Annotated in this window: 17 protein-coding genes; 10 read left to right on the forward strand and 7 right to left on the reverse strand. The window is 67.8% G+C overall.

Annotation, left to right across the window (positions count from 1 at the left end; genetic code table 11):
* Nucleotides 1–85 precede the first annotated feature (85 nt).
* On the forward strand, nt 86–1,297 hold the full coding sequence (locus tag EXE63_RS15210; protein WP_168142608.1) for a dienelactone hydrolase family protein: 1,212 nt from the start codon (nt 86–88) through the stop codon (nt 1,295–1,297).
* 17 nt (nt 1,298–1,314) lie between these two features.
* Here the strand turns inward: EXE63_RS15210 and EXE63_RS15215 are convergent, their stop codons facing one another.
* Nucleotides 1,315–1,725, reverse strand: coding sequence for a hypothetical protein (locus EXE63_RS15215; RefSeq protein ID WP_168142609.1), 411 nt, complete (start codon nt 1,723–1,725; stop codon nt 1,315–1,317).
* 130 nt (nt 1,726–1,855) lie between these two features.
* Between EXE63_RS15215 and EXE63_RS15220 the strand changes: the two genes are divergently transcribed.
* Together EXE63_RS15220 and EXE63_RS15225 are read left to right on the forward strand one after the other, a co-directional pair.
* Nucleotides 1,856–3,097, forward strand: a complete 1,242-nt coding sequence (locus EXE63_RS15220; RefSeq protein ID WP_168142610.1) for a PucR family transcriptional regulator — start codon at nt 1,856–1,858, stop codon at nt 3,095–3,097.
* Between the two features lie 130 nt (nt 3,098–3,227).
* Nucleotides 3,228–5,243, forward strand: coding sequence for a fatty acid desaturase (locus EXE63_RS15225; RefSeq protein ID WP_168142611.1), 2,016 nt, complete (start codon nt 3,228–3,230; stop codon nt 5,241–5,243).
* Between the two features lie 18 nt (nt 5,244–5,261).
* Here EXE63_RS15225 and EXE63_RS15230 read toward each other — a convergent pair whose 3' ends face one another.
* On the reverse strand, nt 5,262–5,909 hold the full coding sequence (locus EXE63_RS15230) for a winged helix-turn-helix transcriptional regulator (protein WP_168142612.1): 648 nt from the start codon (nt 5,907–5,909) through the stop codon (nt 5,262–5,264).
* Nucleotides 5,910–5,986: 77 nt separating this feature from the next.
* Between EXE63_RS15230 and EXE63_RS15235 the strand changes: the two genes are divergently transcribed.
* The 4 genes from EXE63_RS15235 to EXE63_RS15250 all read left to right on the forward strand — a co-directional run bounded on the left by EXE63_RS15235 (nt 5,987) and on the right by EXE63_RS15250 (nt 10,542).
* Nucleotides 5,987–6,868, forward strand: a complete 882-nt coding sequence (locus tag EXE63_RS15235) for an alpha/beta fold hydrolase (RefSeq protein WP_168142613.1) — start codon at nt 5,987–5,989, stop codon at nt 6,866–6,868.
* A gap of 93 nt (nt 6,869–6,961) precedes the next feature.
* Nucleotides 6,962–7,873, forward strand: coding sequence for a quinone oxidoreductase family protein (locus tag EXE63_RS15240; protein WP_168142614.1), 912 nt, complete (start codon nt 6,962–6,964; stop codon nt 7,871–7,873).
* A complete protein-coding gene (locus tag EXE63_RS15245) occupies nt 7,870–9,327 on the forward strand; it encodes an aldehyde dehydrogenase family protein (protein ID WP_168142615.1) in 1,458 nt (485 codons plus the stop codon). The genes EXE63_RS15240 and EXE63_RS15245 overlap by 4 nt, the downstream gene beginning before the upstream one ends.
* 129 nt (nt 9,328–9,456) lie before the next feature.
* Nucleotides 9,457–10,542, forward strand: a complete 1,086-nt coding sequence (locus EXE63_RS15250; RefSeq protein ID WP_168145601.1) for a coiled-coil domain-containing protein — start codon at nt 9,457–9,459, stop codon at nt 10,540–10,542.
* Between the two features lies 1 nt (nt 10,543).
* Here EXE63_RS15250 and EXE63_RS15255 read toward each other — a convergent pair whose 3' ends face one another.
* On the reverse strand, nt 10,544–11,344 hold the full coding sequence (locus tag EXE63_RS15255; protein WP_168142616.1) for a DUF1906 domain-containing protein: 801 nt from the start codon (nt 11,342–11,344) through the stop codon (nt 10,544–10,546).
* A gap of 179 nt (nt 11,345–11,523) precedes the next feature.
* Here EXE63_RS15255 and EXE63_RS15260 point away from each other — a divergent pair, with 179 nt between their 5' ends.
* The 3 genes from EXE63_RS15260 (at nt 11,524) to EXE63_RS15270 (ending at nt 15,682) form a co-directional block, all read left to right on the forward strand.
* A complete protein-coding gene (locus EXE63_RS15260; RefSeq protein WP_168142617.1) occupies nt 11,524–13,242 on the forward strand; it encodes a VanW family protein in 1,719 nt (572 codons plus the stop codon).
* A gap of 134 nt (nt 13,243–13,376) precedes the next feature.
* Nucleotides 13,377–14,168: a methyltransferase domain-containing protein gene (locus tag EXE63_RS15265; RefSeq protein WP_168142618.1), complete on the forward strand. Its 792-nt coding sequence runs from the start codon at nt 13,377–13,379 to the stop codon at nt 14,166–14,168.
* Between the two features lie 50 nt (nt 14,169–14,218).
* Nucleotides 14,219–15,682 (forward strand): APC family permease, encoded by a 1,464-nt coding sequence (locus EXE63_RS15270; RefSeq protein WP_168142619.1) that lies wholly within the window; start codon nt 14,219–14,221, stop codon nt 15,680–15,682.
* Here EXE63_RS15270 and EXE63_RS15275 read toward each other — a convergent pair.
* The 4 genes from EXE63_RS15275 to EXE63_RS15290 all read right to left on the reverse strand — a co-directional run bounded on the left by EXE63_RS15275 (nt 15,600) and on the right by EXE63_RS15290 (nt 21,174).
* Entirely contained in the window at nt 15,600–16,832 is a 1,233-nt protein-coding gene (locus tag EXE63_RS15275) for a lycopene cyclase family protein (RefSeq protein ID WP_234904512.1), read from the reverse strand. The genes EXE63_RS15270 and EXE63_RS15275 overlap by 83 nt on opposite strands.
* 17 nt (nt 16,833–16,849) lie before the next feature.
* On the reverse strand, nt 16,850–19,027 hold the full coding sequence (locus tag EXE63_RS15280; RefSeq protein WP_234904513.1) for a CocE/NonD family hydrolase: 2,178 nt from the start codon (nt 19,025–19,027) through the stop codon (nt 16,850–16,852).
* A gap of 112 nt (nt 19,028–19,139) precedes the next feature.
* Nucleotides 19,140–19,808, reverse strand: a complete 669-nt coding sequence (locus EXE63_RS15285; protein ID WP_168142620.1) for an NADPH-dependent F420 reductase — start codon at nt 19,806–19,808, stop codon at nt 19,140–19,142.
* A 79-nt stretch (nt 19,809–19,887) separates the two neighbouring features.
* Nucleotides 19,888–21,174, reverse strand: a complete 1,287-nt coding sequence (locus EXE63_RS15290; protein ID WP_168142621.1) for a sensor domain-containing phosphodiesterase — start codon at nt 21,172–21,174, stop codon at nt 19,888–19,890.
* Between the last annotated feature and the right edge of the window lie 65 nt (nt 21,175–21,239).

The raw sequence follows: 21,239 nt of genomic DNA on the forward strand, positions 1-21,239 counted from the left end.
ACATTCCGCGCCGGCGACCCCGAGGGTGCTCAGGCCCGCCCTGGTGGTTGCTGCCCAGGCCGGTCCCGTGCTGCGTACTCCCACTGTGTCGCCGCCCGCACCGACCGAAATCGGCTCCGGTGGCCCGCTCTCCGCGCGGATTTCTGCGCAGTCGACCGCGTCGCTGGCGCTGGCCACGCCCGACGCGGCGGCGCCGGTGCAGGCCGCCGCGCCACGCACGCCGTCACTGCTGGGCTGGGTCCGAAGTGTGGCCAATGCCCTCGTCAACACCATCGGTTCGCTGGCCGTGAACACCATCCAGGCGCTGGAGGCTCTGGTGACCGGGCCGCCGTCGCTACCGCCGAACAGCACCGTGACGGTGCGAAGCTCCTCCATCGTGCTCTCCAACGGGCAGCGGATCAAGGCGAACTGGTACTACCCCGAAGGGGATGTGGTGCCGGACAAGCTGATCGTCCTGCAGCACGGGTTGTTGGCGCTGGGCCCGATGTACAGCTACACCGCGGCCGACCTCGCCGCGTCGACCGGCAGCATCGTCGTCACCCCGTCGATCCCGTCGAACATTTTCGCCGGCGACGACCACTGGCTCGGCGGTGAGGGCATGGCGAAGGCCATCGCCGATCTGTTCGTCGGCGAGCGGACGGCGCTGACCGACAGTGCCCGTGCCGCCGGCTTCGCCACCCGTTACGGCGTGGACCCGGCCACTGCACAGCTGCCTGAGAAGTTCGGGCTCGCCGGCCATTCCCTTGGCGGGCAGCTGGTTTCAGCAGCCGCCGGCTACCTGGTCGACAACGGTGCCGTCGAGAACCTGGTCGGAGTGATCACGTTGGACGGGGTCCCGACCGGCACGACGATGGTCGACACCTTGGCCAAGTTGTCGGCGTATGAGGATGCCACCGGTCGCTTCATCCCGATTCGCGAGATCGGTGCACCGTCGAACTTCCTGAACTCGACGAGCAACGTCAAGGAGGCGCTCAACGAGGCGCGGCCCGGCCGGTTCAACGGGGTGGTGCTGAAGGGGGGTGTGCACATGGATTCGATGCGGGGCGGCAACCCGCTCATCCAGTTCGCCGCCTTCATCGCCGCGGGCTTCCCGAAGCCGCAGAACCAGGCTGCCGTGACGGTGCTGGCCACCACCTGGTTCAACGAGTGGTTCTCCGGAGACACCGACAACGGTGACGATCTGCTCCCGGGATCGACTCTGCCCATCACGACGCCGAAGGGGACCGCTCAAGGCGTGGTCATCGGCCGCACGGTCTCAGCACTTCCGGCCAGCCGTCTCGTCACCGTAGCGGTCTGACACCCGGCGGCCCGCCGCTATCCGGTGTCGGCGTATCTGCCGTGCAGCACGCTGAGCGCAACGTCTGCCGCCGCGCATCGGCTCTCGAGCATTCTGAGCATGTCGTAGCCGCCGCGGGAAAGAGACCTGACCCGCTCCAAGTTGAGGATCAGCAGCCGGCACAGTAGCGCCTTGCTCGATGCGTATTCGAGCAACTCGGCGGTGGCCGCGTCGTTCAGTTGGCCTTCAACCGACAGCACCGCGACATCGAAAGTAAGCCACCGGGTGGACATTTCGAAGGCCGGAGACCCGCCGGCGGGCTGCGGCCACGCTGTGCCCCGCGGCGACTGCATCATCCTGGATTGAACGTCGGTCATGTCAGCCTCCATCTGCTGGTGCGGAAGGCTGCTGCTGAACCAGTGCTCATGGTACAAGGCTTCGGGCGCCATGTGTACCTCATATCCGGCCCGGATGGTCCAGGACCGAGAGGTGTTCGGTCTCTGGATGATTCCGGAGGCATCTCAGGCCCACGTGCTCTTTCTGTGCGCCGCCCACCCGCGTCGCGGATAGTCTGCAGGCATGGACCCGCGCGAGTCGGCTGACGGCGCGGTCGCCGGAAGGGGTGTCGCGGCCTCACTGCTGGGGGACGTGTCCAGCCTGGCCGACGACATGCTGCACTACCTGGTCGATCGGATACCGGAGGTCGGTGGAGATGCCGAGCTTCGCGGCCTCACCCTGGGCTCGTGCTCATCGAATCTCGAAGCGGTCCTGTCGATGTTCCGCCATGGCATCGATGTCGCGGCGGCGGAGGCACCGGTCACTGCGCTCGAGCACGCGCGGGCCATGGCAGCGCGCGGGCACAGCGTCGATGTCATGTTGCGGTTCTACCGCCTGGGCCATGAGTACTTCACCGAGAAGCTCGCCGATTCGCTCGTGAACTGGATCGACGATCCCGCTGTGGCACTGCGCACCTTCGCCGAGCTCGAGCGTTTCGGGTTTCGCTACATCGACCGCATCTCCTCGCTGGTGGCGGCCGAGTATGTCGCCGAGCTCGACCGACGGCAGAACCAGGCGAGAGCCGACCGCGACGACGTGGTGCGGGCACTGCTCGCCGGCGAGCGGGTCGACAGCGCCCGGGCCGAGCGTGTGCTCAGCCACCGGCTCACCGGCCGGCAGATCGGATTCGTGTGTTGGGTCAAGGACCGCGGCGTGGACCTGGAGGGATTCGCCAAGCACGTGGGCCGCCATCTCGGAGACGGTCATCCGCTCGTCGTGGCGGACGGACCACTCGCAGTGTGGGGGTGGTCCTCGGCCAGGGACGAGGGGGCGGTTTCGCTCGCACGCTTGGCGGCGGAATTCCCGGGCCCATCGGAGCACGTCCACCTGGCGGTGGGCTCACCCCATCCCGGCGCTGCGGGTTTTCGCGCGACGCATCTGGAGGCGGTGCGCACGCGACGGGTCGTCGAACTGTCGGGACGCGGGGCGCCGTCGATCACCGAGTTCGGCGATGTCGCGTTGGTGGACGCTGTCGCGCGCGACCTGGACACGGCGCGGTCTTTCGTTGCCGCACAGCTCGGTGACCTCGCGCGCGACGGCGCCAAAGAGCGCGGTGAGCGGGCCGCTCTGCTGGCCGTTCTCGACGCGCAGGGGAGTCTGACCGCCGCCGCCCGCACCTTGGGAATCCACAAGAACACGGTGCTGCAACGGGTGCGTCGTGCCGAGGAACGCCGAGGCCGGCCCGCGACGGTCAAGGTCGCCGAACTGCACGCGGCCCTGGTCGTGTGCGGCGTGCTGGGAGCCTCGGTGTTGCCCGAGGCCTAGCCTCGTCACCGGTATTGGGCCACGTCGCAATGTGCTGTCAGCACACTGCGGAGGGCTGTGAGGGCCTTGTTGACCGTCGCCGGCCGTTTGTAGGTTGGGCATCTCATCCGCAGCGCGATCGAGGAGTCCGATGTCGACCACGACGGAACACGCACACTCCCAACCCCGTGCGGCGGGCTCGCTGCAGGCCCTGCCGGATCCGGGTGAGCGGGTGCCCGCGCTGTCCTGGCCTATCGTCGGCATCTTCACCCTCGCGCTTGTGCTCTTCGGCGCGTCAACCTGGGCCGCCCTCACCGACACGTTGCCTGCGGTCGCCACCATCGGCGCCAGCGCCGTCGCGATCTTCGTGTTGTTCACCGTGTTGCACGACGCGTCGCACTACTCGATCAGCTCCAGGCGTTGGGTCAACGTCGCGTTCGGTCGTGTCGCGATGTTCTTTGTCTCGCCGCTGATTTCGTTCAAGTCGTTCGCGTTCATCCACATCGAGCATCACCGCAACACCAACGACGGTGACGCCGATCCCGATCATTTCGTGAGCGCCGCGCCGTGGTGGCAGCTGCCCTTCCGCTTCCCCGCCATGGATCTGCCGTACCTCCGCTTCCTGGTGCGCCATTGGCGCAAGCGGCCACGCGCCGAGATCGCGGAAACGGCAACGTTGATGGCGGTCGCGGTGGTGGTCATCGTGTCGGCCGCCGCCACCGGTCAGCTGTGGACGCTCGCGGTGATCTACCTGATTCCCGAGCGGGTGGCCATGGCGGTGCTCGCCTGGTGGTTCGACTGGCTGCCGCATCATGACCTGGAAGACACCCAGCGCGAGAACCGCTACCGTGCGACCCGCAACCGCGTCGGCTCCGAGTGGATCCTGACCCCGCTGCTGTTGTCACAGAACTACCACCTCGTCCACCACCTCCATCCCTCCATTCCGTTCTATCGCTATGTCGCTGCGTGGCAACGCAATGAAGCCGCCTACCTGGAGCGCGACGCGGCAATCAGTACGGTCTTCGGACAGCAGCTCGACGCCCCGCAGTACCGCGAGTGGAAACGCCTCAACGGCAAACTGGCTGCACTGCTGCCCGTCCGCATGCCACGCCCCGCTGCGACGGGCAGTGCCGGTACGCACCCGATTGCGGTCAAGAGCGTCGAGCGACTGACGCCGGACAGCGTCAAAGTCAGTTTCGCTGTGCCCGATCACCTCGCGGACCAGTTCCACTTCCGGGCCGGCCAGCATCTGACCGTGAAGCACCGTATCGGTGGGGACGTGGTGCGGCGAAACTACTCGATCTGCACGTCGGCCACCTCGGGCGAACTGGCGATCGGGGTGCGACACATTGCCGGTGGGGCGTTCTCCACGTTCGCGGTCGAATCTCTGCGCGCCGGTGATGTCCTGGAACTGATGACACCCACGGGTCATTTCGGAGCATCCCTTCACCCGCTCGCTCGCCACGACTATGTCGCGGTGGCGGCCGGCAGCGGCATCACGCCCATCCTGTCGATCGTGCGCACCACCATGGAGATCGAAACCGAGAGCCGCTTCACCCTCTTCTACGGCAACCGAACCGCTGACTCGACCATGTTTGCGGCCGAACTCGACGAACTCGAAGCGCGATACGCCGACCGGCTGCGCATCTTTCACATCCGCTCTACCGAGGCGCACCATCCGGAGTATCTTCGCGGACGCATCGACCTGGCCATGATCCTTCGACTGCTCGGTGGTGAGATCACCTCGGTCGACCGCTGGTACCTTTGCGGCCCAAGTGATCTCGTCACAACCCTGCACCGGGGCCTCACGTCCGAGGGAGTGCCGTCCGAGCGGGTGCGCCTCGAACTGTTCCGCGGCGCAACACAACCCACGCACGTCGGCGCATATCCCGAAGCGCAGGTGAGCGTCACGCTGGCCGGGGCGACACAGACCGTGGAACTCGCCGCCGGTGAGTCCATCCTCGAATCCGCCCTGAAGAACGATATCGACGCGCCGTATGCCTGTATGGGCGGCGCCTGCGGCACATGCAAAGCCAAGGTGCTATCCGGAGCGGTGTCGATGGAGCAGAACTTTGTGCTCGACAAAGCCGAGCTCGAGGCGGGGTTCATCCTGACGTGCCAGTCCCATCCCAGCACCGCAACGGTCGCCGTGGACTACGACGCCTGACGGTGGTGGGCACACCGGTCAGGCGGCGAACACCGCCCGCACCACGGACTCGTCTCCGTCGATCGCGACCAGTCCGAGGGCTTGGGCATCGTCGAGTGTGAGGGCTTGGGCATCGTCGAGTGTGAGGGCTCCGGCGGCGAGTCCGAGGACGTAGGCAGGTTCGGTGCGGACGGTCGCATCGAGATCTCCGCCCTGGTGCGTGCCGACCTCGAAGCCCGCCCGCGTCGCGCGAAGCGTCAGTAGCTCACCGATGTCCAGGCCGACCGTCGCCGAGGACCGGACCTTGACCCGGGCACCGAGCAGGGCGGGAATGGCGAGCGTGAACCACTCGGGTCGGAAGGAATCACCCTCGGGGCCGCGCACCATCAGCGGGGTGGACCAGGCGATCAGGTTCTCGATCGGTCGCCGCAGTTCGGCCCCCCACGGAGTGAGGCTGTACTCGACCGCACTGCCCTCACCGGCCAACCGGCGCTCGATGACACCCGAGGACTCGAGGTCGCGGAGTCGGTCGGCGAGCAGGTTGGTCGCGATACCGGGCAGGCCATTGACGAGGTCGCGATAGCGGGCGGGGGAGATGAGGAGTTGACGCACGATCAGCAGGTTCCACCGATCTCCGACGACCTCCAGCGAGCGGGCCAACCCGCAGTACTGCCCATAGCTACGCATCGCACCTCCGACACTTGATTTTCTCAAGTGTATATGAAAAGTTCAAGCAACACGTAGCAGGCACGCCAGGAGGCATCATGACCAAATCCACCAGGAGCACGCGGCCCGCCTGGGTCGACGACGACCTGTTTCCGTTCCAGAGCCGCTTCGTCGAGATCGACGGGCATACCGTGCACTATGTCGACGAGGGTTCCGGGCCGACATTGCTTCTCCTGCATGGCAACCCGACCTGGTCGTTCCTCTGGCGTGACGTGATCGCCGCGTTGCGGGACGACTTCCGCTGCGTCGCAATGGACTACCCGGGGTTCGGACTGTCGGAGGCCAAACCGGGATACCGCTTCCTCCCCGAGCAGCACACAGACGTGGTCACGGGTTTCGTCGACGCCCTCGGACTGGAACACGTGACGCTGGTCGCGCAGGACTGGGGCGGCCCGATCGGCCTGGCGGCCGCGCAGCGGCGGCCAGACATCTTCGAACGGCTGGTACTCGCCAACACCTGGGCGTGGCCGGTCAACGGTGTCCTGCATTTCGAAGCCTTCGCCCGGATCGTCGGTGGGCTCCCGATGCGATTCCTGGTCCGGCAGTTCAACCTCCTCGTCAACGCCTTCATCCCCACCGGTCACCGCCGGCGCACGCCGACCCCCGCCGAGATGGCCCACTACCGGCAGGCGCTGGGCACCGCCGAGCGACGCCAGGCCAGTGCCGTGCTCCCCGGCCGGGTGCTCGCCAGCCACGATTTCTTGGCCGACCTCGAGGCGGGCCTCGCCGACCTGGCCCACCTGCCCACCCTGATCGTGTGGGGCGACGCCGACATCGCCTTCCGGCCGCAAGAGCGCGAACGCCTGGAAGCCATCTTCGCCGATCACGAGACGGTCATCGTCGAAGGTGCCGGCACCTACGTGCAGTCCGACGCGCCCGAGGAGTTCGTCGCCGCAGTCCGGGACTGGGTAGCGCGGTAGCGCCGCGTCGCATCCGTTTGGTGGCCCATCGCCGGGGTATGCGATTTCGCGGGCGGTGGAATCGCCGCTTCCCCCAACGGACGGAGCAAGGCTATGCGCGCGGCAGTACTGGAAAAGCCCGGAGAGACACCCGTGGTACGGGATTTCGAGGAACCCGATGGCAAGGACGTCGTCGATGTGAGATTGGCCGGGTGCAATCCCGTTGATCTGGCCCTGGCATCAGGAGCGATGGGCGACCCCGGTGTGCCCAAGGTCGTGGGCAAGGAGGGTGTCGGCCTGACGGCCGAGGGCGCGCGCGTGTATTTCGATTCGCCGCCCTCGCCATTCGGGTCATGGGCGCAGCGCGTTCGGGTGGACCCGGCGAAGGTCTATCCGGTTCCCGAGGGTGTCGATGATGATCTCGCGGTGGCGCTCGGTATAGCCGGCCTGGCCGCCTGGCTTCCGCTCACGCGCCACGCACACAAGGAAGGCAAGTCGGTGCTCATATTGGGCGCGACCGGCGTGGTCGGCAACATCGCCGTGCAGGCGGCCAAGCTGCTGTATGCGGCGCGCGTGATCGCCGCGGGACGCGACGCCGACGCGCTGGAAAAGACGCGCGACCTGGGCGCCGACGCCGTCGTTCAACTCGAAGACGACACTCCGTACGCGTTACGCAACGAGGCCGGCGAAGGGTACGACGTCGTGATCGACATGGTGTACGGCGACCCGTTCCTGGCCGCCCTCGACGCGACGGCACTCGGCGCAACGCTGATCACAGTCGGCCAGGGGGCGGGTTCCAGCGCCGACATCCCGTTTCGGAAGTTGATGGGGCGCACCCACATCGGCCACCTCAACGACGCCATGCCGCCAGAGGTCGTGCGGGCGGCGTATGAAGAGCTGACCGCGCACGCCGCCGAAGGCCGCATCCGGGTTGAGACCACCCGGTACCCCCTCGCCGATGCCGCCGAAGCCTGGCAGGCACAGGCCGACAGTCCGCACTCGAAGATCGCCGTGGTGCCGGAATGACCGCCTATCCCGCGTTCGACACGATGCCCATCGCAGGTTCGTGGCGCGCGGGCTCGTCGGACAGCACGCGTGCCAGCACCGATCCTTACAACGGCGAGACGCTGGCGGAGTTGAGGCAGGCCGACACCGCGGACCTAGACGCGGCGTATGCCTCGGCGGTGCGGATCCAGCACGACTGGGCCGATGCATCGCCCAGCGAACGGGCGGAGGTGCTGCGTGCTGCCGCCGGAGTGATGGTCGAACGCAAGGAGGAAATCACCCGGTGGCTCGTCCGCGAGACCGGCGGCACGCTGGCGAAGGCTGAATTGGAATGGGGGCTGGTGCGTTCGGTGATGTGGGAGGCGGCCTCGATGCCGCACCGCGTCGAGGGACGCATTCTGCCGTCGGATATCGGTGGCAAGGAGAATCGCGTCCATCGTCGGCCGGTCGGGGTGGTGGCTGTCATCTCGCCCTGGAATTTCCCGCTGCAGTTGTCGGCGCGCTCGGTGGCTCCTGCGCTGGCCGTGGGCAATGCGGTCGTGCTCAAGCCCGCCGGGGACACACCGGTCACCGGCGGACTCCTGCTCGCCCGCATCCTCGAAGAGGCGGGACTGCCACCGGGGCTGTTGTCCGTGGTGGTCGGCTCGGGTTCGGAGATCGGCGATGCCATCGTGGAGCATCCGGTGCCGCGGGTGGTGTCGTTCACCGGGTCGACACCGGTGGGTCGGGGCATCACGGAGAAGGCCGGTATCAAGAAACTCGCACTTGAGCTCGGCGGTAACGGGCCACTGGTCGTTCTCGACGACGCAGACCTCGACCTCGCGGTGCGCGCGGCGGTGTTCGGCTCGTTCTTCCATCAGGGACAGATCTGCATGATCGCCAACCGCGTCATCGTCGAGGCCGCCGTGCACGACGAATTCCTGAACCGCTTAGTGGACGCCGCGAAGTCGCTGGTGGTAGGTGATCCGTCGCAGTCCGACACGCAGCTCGGGCCGATCATCAACGCGTCCCAACTGGAGGGAATTCAGGACAAGCTGCGCCGCGCCCAGCAGGACGGCGCCGAACTGCTGCTCGGCGGAGACCCCTTCGGTCCGATCGGCTCGTGCCTGCCGCCGCACGTGCTGAGCGGCACCAACGACGTCGCCACCGTCTGCGAAGAGGTCTTCGGTCCGGTGATCACCGTGATCCGGGCCGATGACGAAGCCGATGCGCTGGACATCGCCAACGACACCCCCTATGGACTGTCATCGGCAGTCTTCAGCCGCGATGTCGACCGAGCCGTGCGGTTCGCGCGACGCATCGACGCCGGGATGACGCATGTGAACGACGCACCGGTCAACGACGACGCCAACACCGCCTTCGGTGGCGAGAAGGACTCGGGCATCGGGCGCTTCGGTGGACAGTGGGCGATCGACGAGTTCACCACCGACCACTGGATATCGGTGCAGCACCATTCGCGGGCGTATCCGATCTGATCGGCGGTCGCCAGAGCGACCACTTCCGGGGCCGGGTGGACATCGCCGGTGCCAGTTCGTACCGTGTCCAGGGACAGTCGACAGCCGGGCCAAGATCGGTCCTTGACGCGAAGGATCGTGACAATCCGAATGCCCGCGGTGCGCCAGTCACTTCGGCGAGTGGTGTGCGGTTTCGCGACTACGGTTCTGGTCCTGGGTGCGTCGGTGGGCGGCGCCTACGCCGATCCTGCGGCCGATGCGCTGGCCAAACTCAACGAGTTGTCCCAGCAGGCGGTGCAGAGCCGCCAGGCCGTCACCGCTGCCCAACGCGACGTCGACGCCACCGTGGCCGTTCAGGCCGCGGCCGACGACCGTCATCGCGCCGACGTGCAGGCCCTCGAGGCTGCCAACGCTGCGCTGCAGCCCTATCAGGCCGCCATCAACCGGGTGGCCGCCATGGAGTACATGAGCGGACGCAGCGGTCAGATGGCGGCGGTGCTGACGGCCGGCTCCCCACAGCAGCTCATCGACCGCCTGTCACTGCAGCGGACGGTGGCCGCGCAGGCGGCCGACCAGATGAAGATCTTTTTGGCCACTCGTGAGCGCGCGGCCACCGCCGCGCAGGCCTCGGAGCAATCGGCCGCCGGCGCCCGCGCCGCCGCCGAGAAGGCCGCCGCGGTGCGCGCTGACATGCAATCGAAGTTGAGCGAGATGCTGAAGCAGATCGCCGCCGCGGAGGCGCAGTATGCGGCGCTGACACCGCAGCAGCAGGCCGCTGTCGACCTCGCGCCGCCGCCGGCCGCGCCCGCACCACAGGACCCGGCGATCATCGCGATGCCCGGCCCGCCGTCGCTGGCGGCCGCCGTCATGGACATCCCGGAGGCGGCCCTGCCCGTCGGCGTCGCCAACGAGGCAGGACTGCAGCCCAACGCGATTCTGGCGGCCCGGGCCGTCAGCGCACAGTTCCCGCAGATCGGCGAGATCGGCGGGGTGCGGCCGGACTCCAAGCCCTGGCACCCGAGCGGCCTGGCGATCGACATCATGATCCCGAACTCCGGCAGCCCGGAGGGCATCGCGCTCGGCGATCAGATCATGGCGTTCGCGATGGCCAACGCCGGCAGGTTCGGGGTGCAGGACGTGATCTGGCGCGGCACCTACTACACGCCGGCCGGCCCGCAGGCGTCCGGCTACGGCCACTTCGACCACGTGCACATCACCGTGACGCCGCGCCGCTGATTCAGGGGTGCTTGTTCCACTGGCCGCAATCCTGGGCCAGCACATCGTTGACGTCGACGCGGATGCCGCCGACGATCGGCCCGGGATTCGAGGCGGTGTCGATGACCCGCTGGTAGAGCACGGCGGCGGGATGGATCTGCCCCTTGGACCACGACCGGGTCTGCCAGATCCACGCCTTGCCGGCCGAACTCGACCTGCCGATCACGCCGTCTTCGATGGCCCATTGGGATGGATTGATGCCGGCGTAGATCCCGGTGCGCATGACCCCGATCACCGAATTGATTCCGCGAAACCATTGCAGTGCAACGCTGTTCCAGGTGTTGCGGTCGATATCGTCATCGACGCTGAAGAAGATCGGTGCGCTTTTTCCGCCACCCGCCGCAGTGTGGAGCGCCCAGGCGGTCTTGGCGTCGGCGACGCCGCCGGCATACCCGCGGGTGAAATCCGAAGGTGCGGTCCCGCCCGGCTTTCCGTACTGGTAGTTACTGACGATGATCAACCCGGCGGAGGTCAGTGACTGGGCGTAGGGCAGCGTGATCGGCTTGGCGCCGAAGGATGAGCCGGGTCGCGAGGTCGACACGTAATTGATCACCCCGGAGTGTCCGGCAGCCCGGATGTCCTGGGCCGGGATCTGGCGCATCGCGAAGTCGATCAAGGTGGGTGCGGCGGCCGAGGCCGCCGGTGCGTGGGCGACCGACGCGGCCCCGAGCCCGGCCAGGGCTGCCGATGCAAAGCGCAGCGCGTCACGCCGGGAGACGGGCCGCGATCGACGCGGGCCGATGGTGGACGGCGAGTCCTGCATGGCGCGATGTTAACAGGGTGACTGCTGTGACAGTCGTGACCTCGCCGGGCACTCCTGCCCCAGACCGGCCGACGCCGGGCGCAGCGGTCGATAGCCTGGAAGGTACCGAGCACACCGCCGGTCAGAGCAGTGCCGGCTCCGGACATTCCGAGCCTGACGACGTTTGAGGTACGAAAACCATGCAGGCCACCTGGCTGAGCTTCGCTCAGCGGAAGCTCCCCGGTGCGTTCCAGAGCCGGCGTCGACGGCTCTACCTGGCCGTCGGCTTCCCAGTCGTCGTCCTGGCCGCGCTGTACATCGCCGATCTGACGTTCACCTCGGGGAAGGTTCCCCGCGGGGTCACCGCAGCCGGGGTGCCGCTCGGCGGGCTCACCCCCGACGCCGCGGACCAGCGCCTGCAGAGCGTGGTCGCCCCGCGCGCCGCCCAGCCGATCGCGGTCACCATGGCGACCGTGCAAGCAGAGGTGGACCCGCGCCGGATCGGCCTGACCGTGGACTCCCGCGCCACTGTCGAGCAGGCAGATACCCAACCGCTGAACCCGGTGACCCGCCTCATGTCGTTCTTCGTGGACACCCCGATCGGGGTGGTCACGGCAGTCGACGAACAGGCCCTGACCGCAACCCTGGAAGACCTGGGGGCCACCGTCGCCGAAGACCCGGTCGAGGGTTCCGTCGAATTCGTCGACGGCGAACCCGTGTCGTCAGATCCGCAGAACGGCCGACGGCTCGATGTCGCCGCCGCCGCCGGCGTGCTCGTGCGGGACTGGGCACTCGATGAGCCCCTCGATCTGCCGATGGTGGCACTCGCACCGAGCACCACCGATGCCGATGTCGCGACCGCCATGGACGACGTCGCCATACCGGCGGTGTCCGGACCGGTCCGCGTCGACGGTGACAACGACACCCGTGCGCTGCTGTCCGAAGACGTCATCGCGGCCGCGCTGACCTTCGACACCGAGGACGGGCGGCTGTCCCCGGTCATCGACATCGACCTGCTCGCCGACGCGCTGCGCCCCCAACTCGCCGCCTCGGAAACCCCCCGCCGCGACGCCGATATCGACTTCGCCGTCACCCCGCCGGTCAAAGTCGCCGAACAGACCGGCCGCCGGGTCGACTACGACGCCACCCTGGCGGATCTGGTCTCGGTGCTCAGCAGCACCGAGAACCGGGAGATCACCGCGGTCTACGTCGACGAAGAGCCGGCATTGACCGTTGACGAGCTCGACGAACTGGGGCCCGTCGAGGTCATCGGTGAATTCCAGACGAGTGGTTTCGCCAGTTCCTCCGGCCGGAACATCAGGCGTGCTGCGCAACAGATCGACGGCATCGTGGTCCGGCCGGGGGAGACGTTCAGCCTCAACGGAGCAACCAATCCGCGCAACGCGGCAGCGGGCTATGTCGAGGCCGGGATCATCGAAGACGGCAGGCCCGCAACGGGTATCGGGGGCGGGGTCTCCCAGATGGCCACCACCCTGTTCAATGCCGCGTACTTCGCGGGCATGGAAGACATCGAACATCACGAGCACAGCTACTACATCAGCCGCTACCCGGCCGGGCGCGAGGCCACCGTGTTCGGCGATGTGCTCGACGTGAAGTTCCGCAACAACGGTCCCACCTCGGTGCAGATACAGACCGAGTGGACCTCGAGTTCGATCACCGCCCGGCTGGTCGGCATCAAGCGCTACGAGGTGACATCGGAGCAGAGCCCGCGCAGCCGGCCGACGAGCCCGCGGACCATCACCATCCCGTCCGGTGAAGCCTGCAGCCCCAGCGGTGGTGCGCCGGGGTTCACCATCACCGACACCCGGACCCTCCGCGAGATCGCCACTGGCGAAACGCGAACCGAGTCCCACACCGTGATCTACGATCCCATCCCCACGGTGATCTGCGGCGGCTGACGCTCGGGCCGCGGCGCTCACCGGGCCGGATCGCGACAGCCCCGTGGGGCAGTGCGTCCAAACTTATTGACACTGAAGGCTATTCGTCCGGCGATTCGGAGGAAATAGTCAACTTCCGCACTAGGCTCGACGCCATGCACCGCACACCGCAGCAAGCTGCGCGCTCGCACGACTACCTGCGCCGGCTCGCCCACTCCGGTGTCGGCAAAGGGTTCAAGTCGGTCGCCACCGCCGAACTCGAGCTCGAACCCGGACATGTCGTCGCCGACCTGGGGTGCGGTCCGGGGACGGATCTGGTCACCTACGCCGAAGCGGTCGGCCCGACCGGGACAGTCATCGGCATCGACCACGATGACGACCTCGTCCGGCACGCGCGGGCCCATACCGCGCACCTGTCCAATGTGACGGTCGAGACGGCCGACATTCACGACCTACCGGTGGAAAGCGGATCGGTGGACCGGGTGCACATCGACCGAGTGCTCCAGCACGTGTCCTCGCCCGCCACGGTGATCGGCGAAGCTGCCCGGACGTTGCGCACCGGGGGCAAGATCGTGTGCGTCGAACCCGACTGGGCCACCGTCGTCATCGACCACCCTGATACCGCCGCAGCCGCCGCTTACACCAGGTTCAACGTCGAGCGCACGGTTCCCCACGCCACCGTGGGACGGGCGTTGCCACGGCTGCTGTGCGACGCCGGGCTGACGCTCGACGCGATTACACCCGCTACCGCAGTCTTCACCGACGCGACCGAAGCCGATGAGGTCCTCACCATCCGTTCGGTCACCGAACGCGCCGTGGCCGCCGGCTACCTCACCAGCGAACAGGGCCGGAGCTGGCTGCAGCACCTTGCGGCGAAACCATTCTTCGCAGCCATCACTCTTTTCGTCGTCACCGGCCACCGGACGCCGCCGAAACAGCTAGCGTGAGTCCACCCGCACGACCGCAACGAGGACGAGCACCGGAGAGGTGAGTTCCGATGGAGCGAAACGCAATCGACACGACCGAAGAAGCCTCGTTGTTGAAGGTTCTCGGCAACTGGGATGTGCTGGCCCTCGGATTCGGAGCCATGATCGGCTTCGGCTGGGTGGTGCTGACCGGGGACTGGATCGGGTCGGCGGGAACGCTCGGTGCCGTGCTGGCGATGATGGCCGGCGGTGTGATCATGGGCGTCGTCGGCCTGACCTACGCCGAGCTCACCGCGGCCATGCCGAAGGCAGGCGGCGAGCACAACTTCCTGCTCCGCGGCATGGGACCACGGTGGTCATTCATCGGCTCGTGGGGGATCGTCGGCGGCTACGTCACCATCGTGGCGTTCGAGGCCGTGGCCCTTCCACGAACCGCGCTGTACCTCTTTCCCGACCTCAACCAGGTGAAGTTGTGGGACGTTGCCGGTAGCGAGGTGTATCTCACCTGGGCGCTGGTGGGCGCGATTGCTGCGGTGGTGATCACCACCGTCAACATTCTCGGGGTCAAGTTCGCCAGCGTGGCACAGACTTTCGTCGTCGTGCTACTGCTGATCATCGGTCTGATGCTGGTGTTCGGGTCCTTCACCGGCGGGTCGATCGAGAACATGCAACCGCTCATCACCGGTGGCACGGCAGGGTTCTTCGCCGTGCTCGTGGTGGTGCCGTTCCTGTTCGTCGGTTTCGACGTCATCCCGCAGTCGGCCGAGGAAGTCAACGTGCCCGCCCGTCAGATCGGTCGCCTGGTCGTCATCGCCGTGGTGCTGGCGACGATCTGGTACCTCATCACCATCGTGACAACGTCGTCGGCGATGCCGGCCGGCGAACTGGCCGAGGCCGACATCGCCACAGCCGATGCATTCGGTGCCATGTTCGGTAACGACGTCATGGCGAAACTGCTGATCGCGGGCGGCATCGCCGGAATCCTGACGTCCTGGAACTCGTTGCTGCTGGGCGCATCGCGACTGATGTACTCGATGGCGCGCTCGGGCATGCTGCCCGCCTGGTTCGGCAAGCTGCACCCGCGGTTCCGCACGCCGATCAACGCGCTGCTGTTCATCGGCGGCCTGTCGTTCATCGCCCCGTTTCTGGGCGAGGCGATGCTGGTGTGGCTCGTCGACTCGGGCTCGCCGAGCATCGTCATCGCCTACCTGCTGGTGTCGGTCGTGTTCCTCGTTCTTCGTCGCCGCGAACCGCAGATGGACCGGCCGCTGCGCGTCGGTGGCAAGGGGAAGGGCGGCCTGCTGATCGGCGGCGCCGCCGTGGTGCTCTGTACCGGGCTGCTCAGCCTCTATCTGCCGGGTATGCCGGCATTCCTCGACGTGCAGCCGTGGATTCTGTTCGGCGCCTGGTGGATTCTCGGCGCGTTCTTCCTGCTGCGTATCCCGACGGGAATCAAGCCGGGCCAGGAGGCCGAGCATCGATTGCTCGAGGCGCTGAAACAACGGCGGGCGCCGACCGGCGGACCGCCGAGCTGACGAGATGGCGGCGTAACCGCCCGTCCGCCAGCCGGAACAGGTGACTCATGGCCACGGCCGTGCCGCGCACATCGTCGCGTGCGGTCAGGTAGGTCCAGCGGTGCGCCTCGGGCAATGAGAAGAAGGTCTCGAAGAAGCTGGGGACCTCCTCGGCAGGCATCCGCAGTAGTGCTTCCAGGCCGATCTGCCGGAAGCGGTGGATCGCTCGTGCCGGGCGCGACCAGACGATCTGGCGGGCTGCTGCCAGGGCGGCGTCCGGACCCTCCGGTAGGTGCGCGGCCAACGCTGCGGCCACCGGCGGGGCGAGGTGCAGCGATGCGGCCACGCTGAACCCCGTCGCCGGGTGGATCAACGGCGCTGCCGCGCCGAACCCGAGCGAAGATCTGCCGTTGTGTCGCGGTTGATCCAGCGGAAACGAAACCTTCTCGCTGCGTGCGCCTTCCGGGATCCGTACGCCGTGCCGGGCCAGCCGGGCCTGCAGCCGGCGGCGCAGCACGGCCAGCGGCAGTCCCGGCCGCCGGGCCAGCGAGGTCTCTTCCAGCAGGACCTGGCCACCGCCGAGGGGCGCCGCGTACAGGAACGTCGGCCAACCGGACTCGCCGTGGTCGGTGCGCCAGTCCATGAACAGGGCGTCTCCGGGTCGGGTGAGCGGTGCCGCCGCGTCCTCGTCGACCACCACCCCGTAGGCCGTCTGGTCTGCGGACGTGCCCCGCGCCGGGCGGGGATGCAGCGGGCGTGATCGGCCGCCGGCGTCGACGACGACGGCGGCGCGTAGCTCCGATCCGTCGGCCAGCGTGATGACCCCACGCTCCGGTGATCCGAGCGCGCGCCCGGTGTGAATGTGCACCCCGGCCAGTTGGTCGGCGAGGTGACGATGCAGCGCTGGCACGTCCAGAACGGCGTATTCCCAACCCAATTGGTGCTCGGTCAGTGCGATCGCCCGGCCGTCGGCCCGTGCCGCGATCACCGATGCGGGCAGGTCCGCCGGTACCTCCGGGCTCCACATTCCGTACGTGGCCGTCCAGGGCCGGCCCGGGGAGGGGTCCAGCAATCCGGTGGCCAGCCCGAGCCGCCCGCACGCCGCCGCCAACGCCGTGCCCGCGGGCCCGGCGCCCACCACCAGAACGTCCAGCTGCGGTCGCGAGGTCACAGTCGAACGATACGTACCTAGGAGGCCAATGCGCGGGGGGTGATCGTCGCCGGATCAGCGGTGGACAGGGTGAGGAGCATGTCGGTGACCCGCAACGACCCGAAGGCGGTGGCGGTGGCGTAGGTCGTGGACGAGGCCACCAGTTGCACGGTGACGGTCTGACCGGGCTTCAAGGCGTGGGCGACAGGTTCGAGCGGGATGCTGATCGTGTGCGTCTGACCGTCGAGGGTGACCGGTATGGGGGTGACCTGGCTGCCCAGCACCATTCCGGTGGAATCGTCGACCAGCTGTGCGTACACGTGCCGGGCGATGCCGGTGCCACGGTAGCGCAGCGTCAGTTGAGGTGCGCCCACCACAACGGTGGTCGCGGTCAGTGCGGGCGTCGTGAGGTTCAGCGCGTTGAAGGCTTTCGAGCCGCCGATCGGCAACACCCCGAACATCGGTCCGGAACCGCCGAGGAACGGCACCAACGGCAGCAGGCCGCCGGCACTGCCGGCGGTGAGGGGGCTGCCGTTGACGATCGAGTAGGTGTCCGACGCGTAGAACTGCCCGCGCTGGTCGACGAACTCGAACTGCGGACCGGTCGCCGCCGTGGTGTTGCCGTTGACATACCGGTCGAGCCAGGCGAGGGTCGCCCGCTGGATCACGACGCCGTCGGTGGGGTCGAAGAGGTCATTGGCGCACAGTCCGTGTCCGCCGCAGAACCAGATCACCGTCGTCGGCACACCGTTGGCGATGAGGGTCTGGGCGGTGCTGTCGGCCTCCTGCAACGAGAACAGGGTGTCCACGGTGCCCTGGATCAGCAACGTGGGCGCGGTGATCTTGCCGACGAGGTCGAGCGGGCCGCCGGGGCCGAGTTGCGCCAGCCGGTCCTGTTCGGCGGCTGTCTGCCTGCCGGTCAGCACCCCGAAGATGGTGGCGGGCAGGATCGCCGGATTCGGACGGGTGAACAGGGTGATACCGGCGGTCAGGATCGACGCCCAGCTGCTCTTGAATGCCTGGTTCTTGTACGTCGCGGTGTTCAGGGTGTTCCAGGCGATCGCCGGCACGATCGCGTCGATGCGCGGGTCGGTGGCGGCGCTCACGAGCTGGATGCCGCCGCCGTAGGAGGCGCCGGTCATGCCGATGCGGGGATCGAGCACGCCGGGGTCGAGCCGGGCCTCGGGCTGGGTGGCCACCCAGCTGATGATCGCGGAGACATCCTTGGCGTCGAACTCTGGGGAGCCCTGCTCGAGTCGTCCGCCGGAGCTGTTCTCGCCGCGCGGATCCCAGGTCACCACGTTGTAGCCGGCGGCGCGCAGCGTCCCGACGTACACCAGGCCCGAGGTGTCGGCGATGATGCCGTCCAGCGGCGTGACATTCAGGTTCGTGGCGCCCGGCAGCAGCAGACCGGGGGCCTGCAGGATCGTGGCCGCCCGCTCGCCGGGCCGCAGCCCTACGGCGGGCATGAAGTGCGCGTAGATCCGGGTGCCGTCGAATGACGTCAGCATCACGTCGCGCGGACGCGGAGCCCCCGGCGGGCGGCCGGCCTCCAGGGGGTAGCCGAAGATCGGATGCAGCAGGTCGCTGACCACCGGTATCCGGTTGATCGTCGCGATGATCGGCGTGACGAACAGCGGTCCGAAGACCGGGATCTGCTGCAGCGGCTCCAGCAGCGGTGTCTTCGGTGTCGCGATGACCGGCGCCTGGGTGACCGGGTCGACGACCCGTGACGTGGCGGCGGTGGGGGCGAGGGTGTTCCTGCTCGCGGCGGCAAGCATCGTCCACGACAGCGGTGGATCCACCGGCGCCGTGGGTCTGTCCTTGGCGGTGCGCGCCGTGCGCACTGTGCGTGGCGCGGTCAGGGCGTCGGCGACTTCCGTCACGGCCGCCGGGGTGATGACGGTCAGGTCATCCGAAGAGCTGTCGGCGGAGCCGGCCGCGGCCCGCTTCGGAGGTTCCAGCGACGCCGCCGACTTCGCGGACCTCGCGACCCGAAGCGTGCCCGATCGCGGGGTATCGGGCTCCGATCGCTCGTCGGATTCTGCGGTCCGCGCCGGTGCTGTGCTGGACGCCGCAGGTGTTGTACCGTCGCCCGAACTGTCAGCCGGAGCCGCCGACGCGGTGCCGCAGACGACCGCCGCCCCGATTCCCAGGGCCGCCGCCAGACCACCGATCCTGCCGATGTGCACCGCCGCGCTCACACCGGTCGTCACGGAGGTCTCCAGTCAGTCGTTTGCCGGCGAGGTGATGTCCATCACAACATGGCGGACCGATCGGAACAAGGACAGCCCGCGACGGCGACGATGTCACGGAGCGACGGGTGGCCTACGTCGTGCGCGCGCTCCACTCGGCCGTGCGCTCGGGTGTCGCCTCGGCCAGTGCCTTCAGCGTGTTCTCCACGTCGAAGTCCTTGCCGTACACCGGCGTCCCGGGTTGTTGTCGCCACGACTCGGAGATCGGCCCGGCGTCGACCGGATCGAATCCGAGCTGCTCGACGATCCCGTGCACCAACTCCCGTCCCGGTCCGTCCTCGCCGGCGATCGGGAGCGCGATGCGATCGGACGCACCGCTGGGCGTGCCCTTCTTCAGCAGATGCTTCCAGAAGATCCCGTTGAACACCTTGTACACCGGCGCACCGATCTGCTCGGCGACCCAGGCGCTTTCGGCCTGACCGTCCTCGATGGCCGAGATCTCCCCGTCGCGTTGCTGCGGGTAGTAGTTGTTGGTCTCGATCACCGGCGCGCCGGGCTTGCGCGCATCGACGATGCTGTCGGCGAGATCGGGCACGTTCTTCTGCGGGATGCTCACGATGACGAGGTCGGCGCCGGCCGCGGCGTCCTTGGCCCACACCGCCGTCGCGCCCGTTTCGTTGGCCAGGTCCGCGAGCGTCTCGGGCGCCCGCGAATTCGCCACGGTCACGTCGTGGCCCAGTTCGCGCAGCCGACGGGTCAGTGTCCCGCCGATCAGCCCTGCTCCGATGATTCCGATCTTCATAGTGGCGCCAACGCCCGGCCGCGGGGCGCTATTCCGCGGCGTGACCTCCCGGCGCACGACGACTGTGACCGGCGGGCCGTCAGCCGATGTGGCCCGGTCGGCCGAGCAGGTACCCCTGCCCACACTGGATTCCCAGGGCCCGCAGGGCGCGCATCTGCTGCGGGTTCTCGATGGCCTCGGCGACCGTCGACGAACCCAGCTCGGTGGCGAGTTGCACGATGGATGTGGCCAGCGCTCGTTTGACCGGGTCGTTCTCGATATCGGAGGTCAACTCGCCGTCGATCTTGATCATGTCCGGTCGAAGCCGCAGCAGCTGGGTGAAGCTGGCGAATCCGGCACCGGCGTCATCGATGGCCAGGTCGATACCTTTGTCCCGCAACGGCTTCAACCGGACGGCGAAGTCCTCGGGAAACGGCTCGTGCTCGGTGATCTCCACCACGAGTCGATACTCGGCGCCGGTCAGGATGTCCTGCACGGTCGGATCGAGCGCCGTCAGCGGACTCAGATTGACCGCCAGAAAGCACTCGTTCGGGATGGCACGCGCGGCGGCGAGGATGCGCCGCAATGCCAGCAGTTCCAGCGGATAGCTGCGGCCGAGCCGGCGCGCGGTGTCGAACCACTGGGCGGGGCTCACCTCCGGCTGTGCCGGGAATCGGGACAAGCCCTCGAAGCCCAGCGTGCGGCCGCTGGCCAGGTCGACAATGGGTTGGAAGACCGGCTGCAGCTCGGCCGGCGTCGACAGCAGGGCGTCCAACTGGTCGTGAAACTGGTCTTCCCGTAGAGCCTCGGGTAGCAACACCGATGCCAGAAATCGAGCCGCCGATTCGGCGTTCGGCGTGCGGGGGTCGTCGAGCAGGACATCGAGTAGCCGCGACAACTCCGAGTGCGAGTCGATCAGCGCCGAGACGAACTGGCTGATCGAGGTGATGGCGAGAACATCGGCGTCGTTGAACCGATGGGCCTCGGTCGCCGTGACGGAAAGAGCGCCGACCGCTATGCCGTTGTGCATCAACGGAATCACCACCAGGGAGTGGATGCCCAGACGGTCGCCGATCTCCCGAACCTCGGAGGTCAGCGACATGTCGGACGAGGTTTCGTGGCTCACCTGGGGCTGCCCGGTGGCGATCGCACGTCCCTGGAAGGTGCCCTCCCCGGGCAGTACCAGGCCGAGCAGGGAGGCCACCAGCCCATGGGCTGACACGACGACGAACTTCTTGTCCTGGGTGTAGATGCTGATGGCGGCACCGTCGGCCTTGGGGGTGAACAGACACGTCTGCTCGGCGATCCTGCTCATCAGGGACACCGGATCGAGAGAGGCGGCCAGAACCGTCGTCAGCTTGTGCATGGAGCCCCGTATCAACGGCATCGTGTGTGACGCTATTTCACAACACCTTGGCCCCCGCGGTCCGAAGAAACGTCAAAAGCGACGCT

It is taken from the genome of Mycolicibacterium frederiksbergense (assembly GCF_012223425.1).
Classification (GTDB): Bacteria; Actinomycetota; Actinomycetes; order Mycobacteriales; family Mycobacteriaceae; genus Mycobacterium; species Mycobacterium frederiksbergense.

Excerpts from the sequence above, each read along its gene's own strand:
- EXE63_RS15215 (WP_168142609.1), bottom strand. The coding sequence starts at position 1,725 with ATGGCGCCCGAAGCCTTGTACCATGAGCACTGGTTCAGCAGCAGCCTT.
- EXE63_RS15220 (WP_168142610.1), top strand. The coding sequence starts at position 1,856 with ATGGACCCGCGCGAGTCGGCTGACGGCGCGGTCGCCGGAAGGGGTGTC.
- EXE63_RS15225 (WP_168142611.1), top strand. The coding sequence starts at position 3,228 with ATGTCGACCACGACGGAACACGCACACTCCCAACCCCGTGCGGCGGGC.
- EXE63_RS15230 (WP_168142612.1), bottom strand. The coding sequence starts at position 5,909 with ATGCGTAGCTATGGGCAGTACTGCGGGTTGGCCCGCTCGCTGGAGGTC.
- EXE63_RS15235 (WP_168142613.1), top strand. The coding sequence starts at position 5,987 with ATGACCAAATCCACCAGGAGCACGCGGCCCGCCTGGGTCGACGACGAC.
- EXE63_RS15240 (WP_168142614.1), top strand. The coding sequence starts at position 6,962 with ATGCGCGCGGCAGTACTGGAAAAGCCCGGAGAGACACCCGTGGTACGG.
- EXE63_RS15245 (WP_168142615.1), top strand. The coding sequence starts at position 7,870 with ATGACCGCCTATCCCGCGTTCGACACGATGCCCATCGCAGGTTCGTGG.
- EXE63_RS15250 (WP_168145601.1), top strand. The coding sequence starts at position 9,457 with ATGCCCGCGGTGCGCCAGTCACTTCGGCGAGTGGTGTGCGGTTTCGCG.
- EXE63_RS15255 (WP_168142616.1), bottom strand. The coding sequence starts at position 11,344 with ATGCAGGACTCGCCGTCCACCATCGGCCCGCGTCGATCGCGGCCCGTC.
- EXE63_RS15260 (WP_168142617.1), top strand. The coding sequence starts at position 11,524 with ATGCAGGCCACCTGGCTGAGCTTCGCTCAGCGGAAGCTCCCCGGTGCG.
- EXE63_RS15265 (WP_168142618.1), top strand. The coding sequence starts at position 13,377 with ATGCACCGCACACCGCAGCAAGCTGCGCGCTCGCACGACTACCTGCGC.
- EXE63_RS15270 (WP_168142619.1), top strand. The coding sequence starts at position 14,219 with ATGGAGCGAAACGCAATCGACACGACCGAAGAAGCCTCGTTGTTGAAG.
- EXE63_RS15285 (WP_168142620.1), bottom strand. The coding sequence starts at position 19,808 with ATGAAGATCGGAATCATCGGAGCAGGGCTGATCGGCGGGACACTGACC.
- EXE63_RS15290 (WP_168142621.1), bottom strand. The coding sequence starts at position 21,174 with ATGCCGTTGATACGGGGCTCCATGCACAAGCTGACGACGGTTCTGGCC.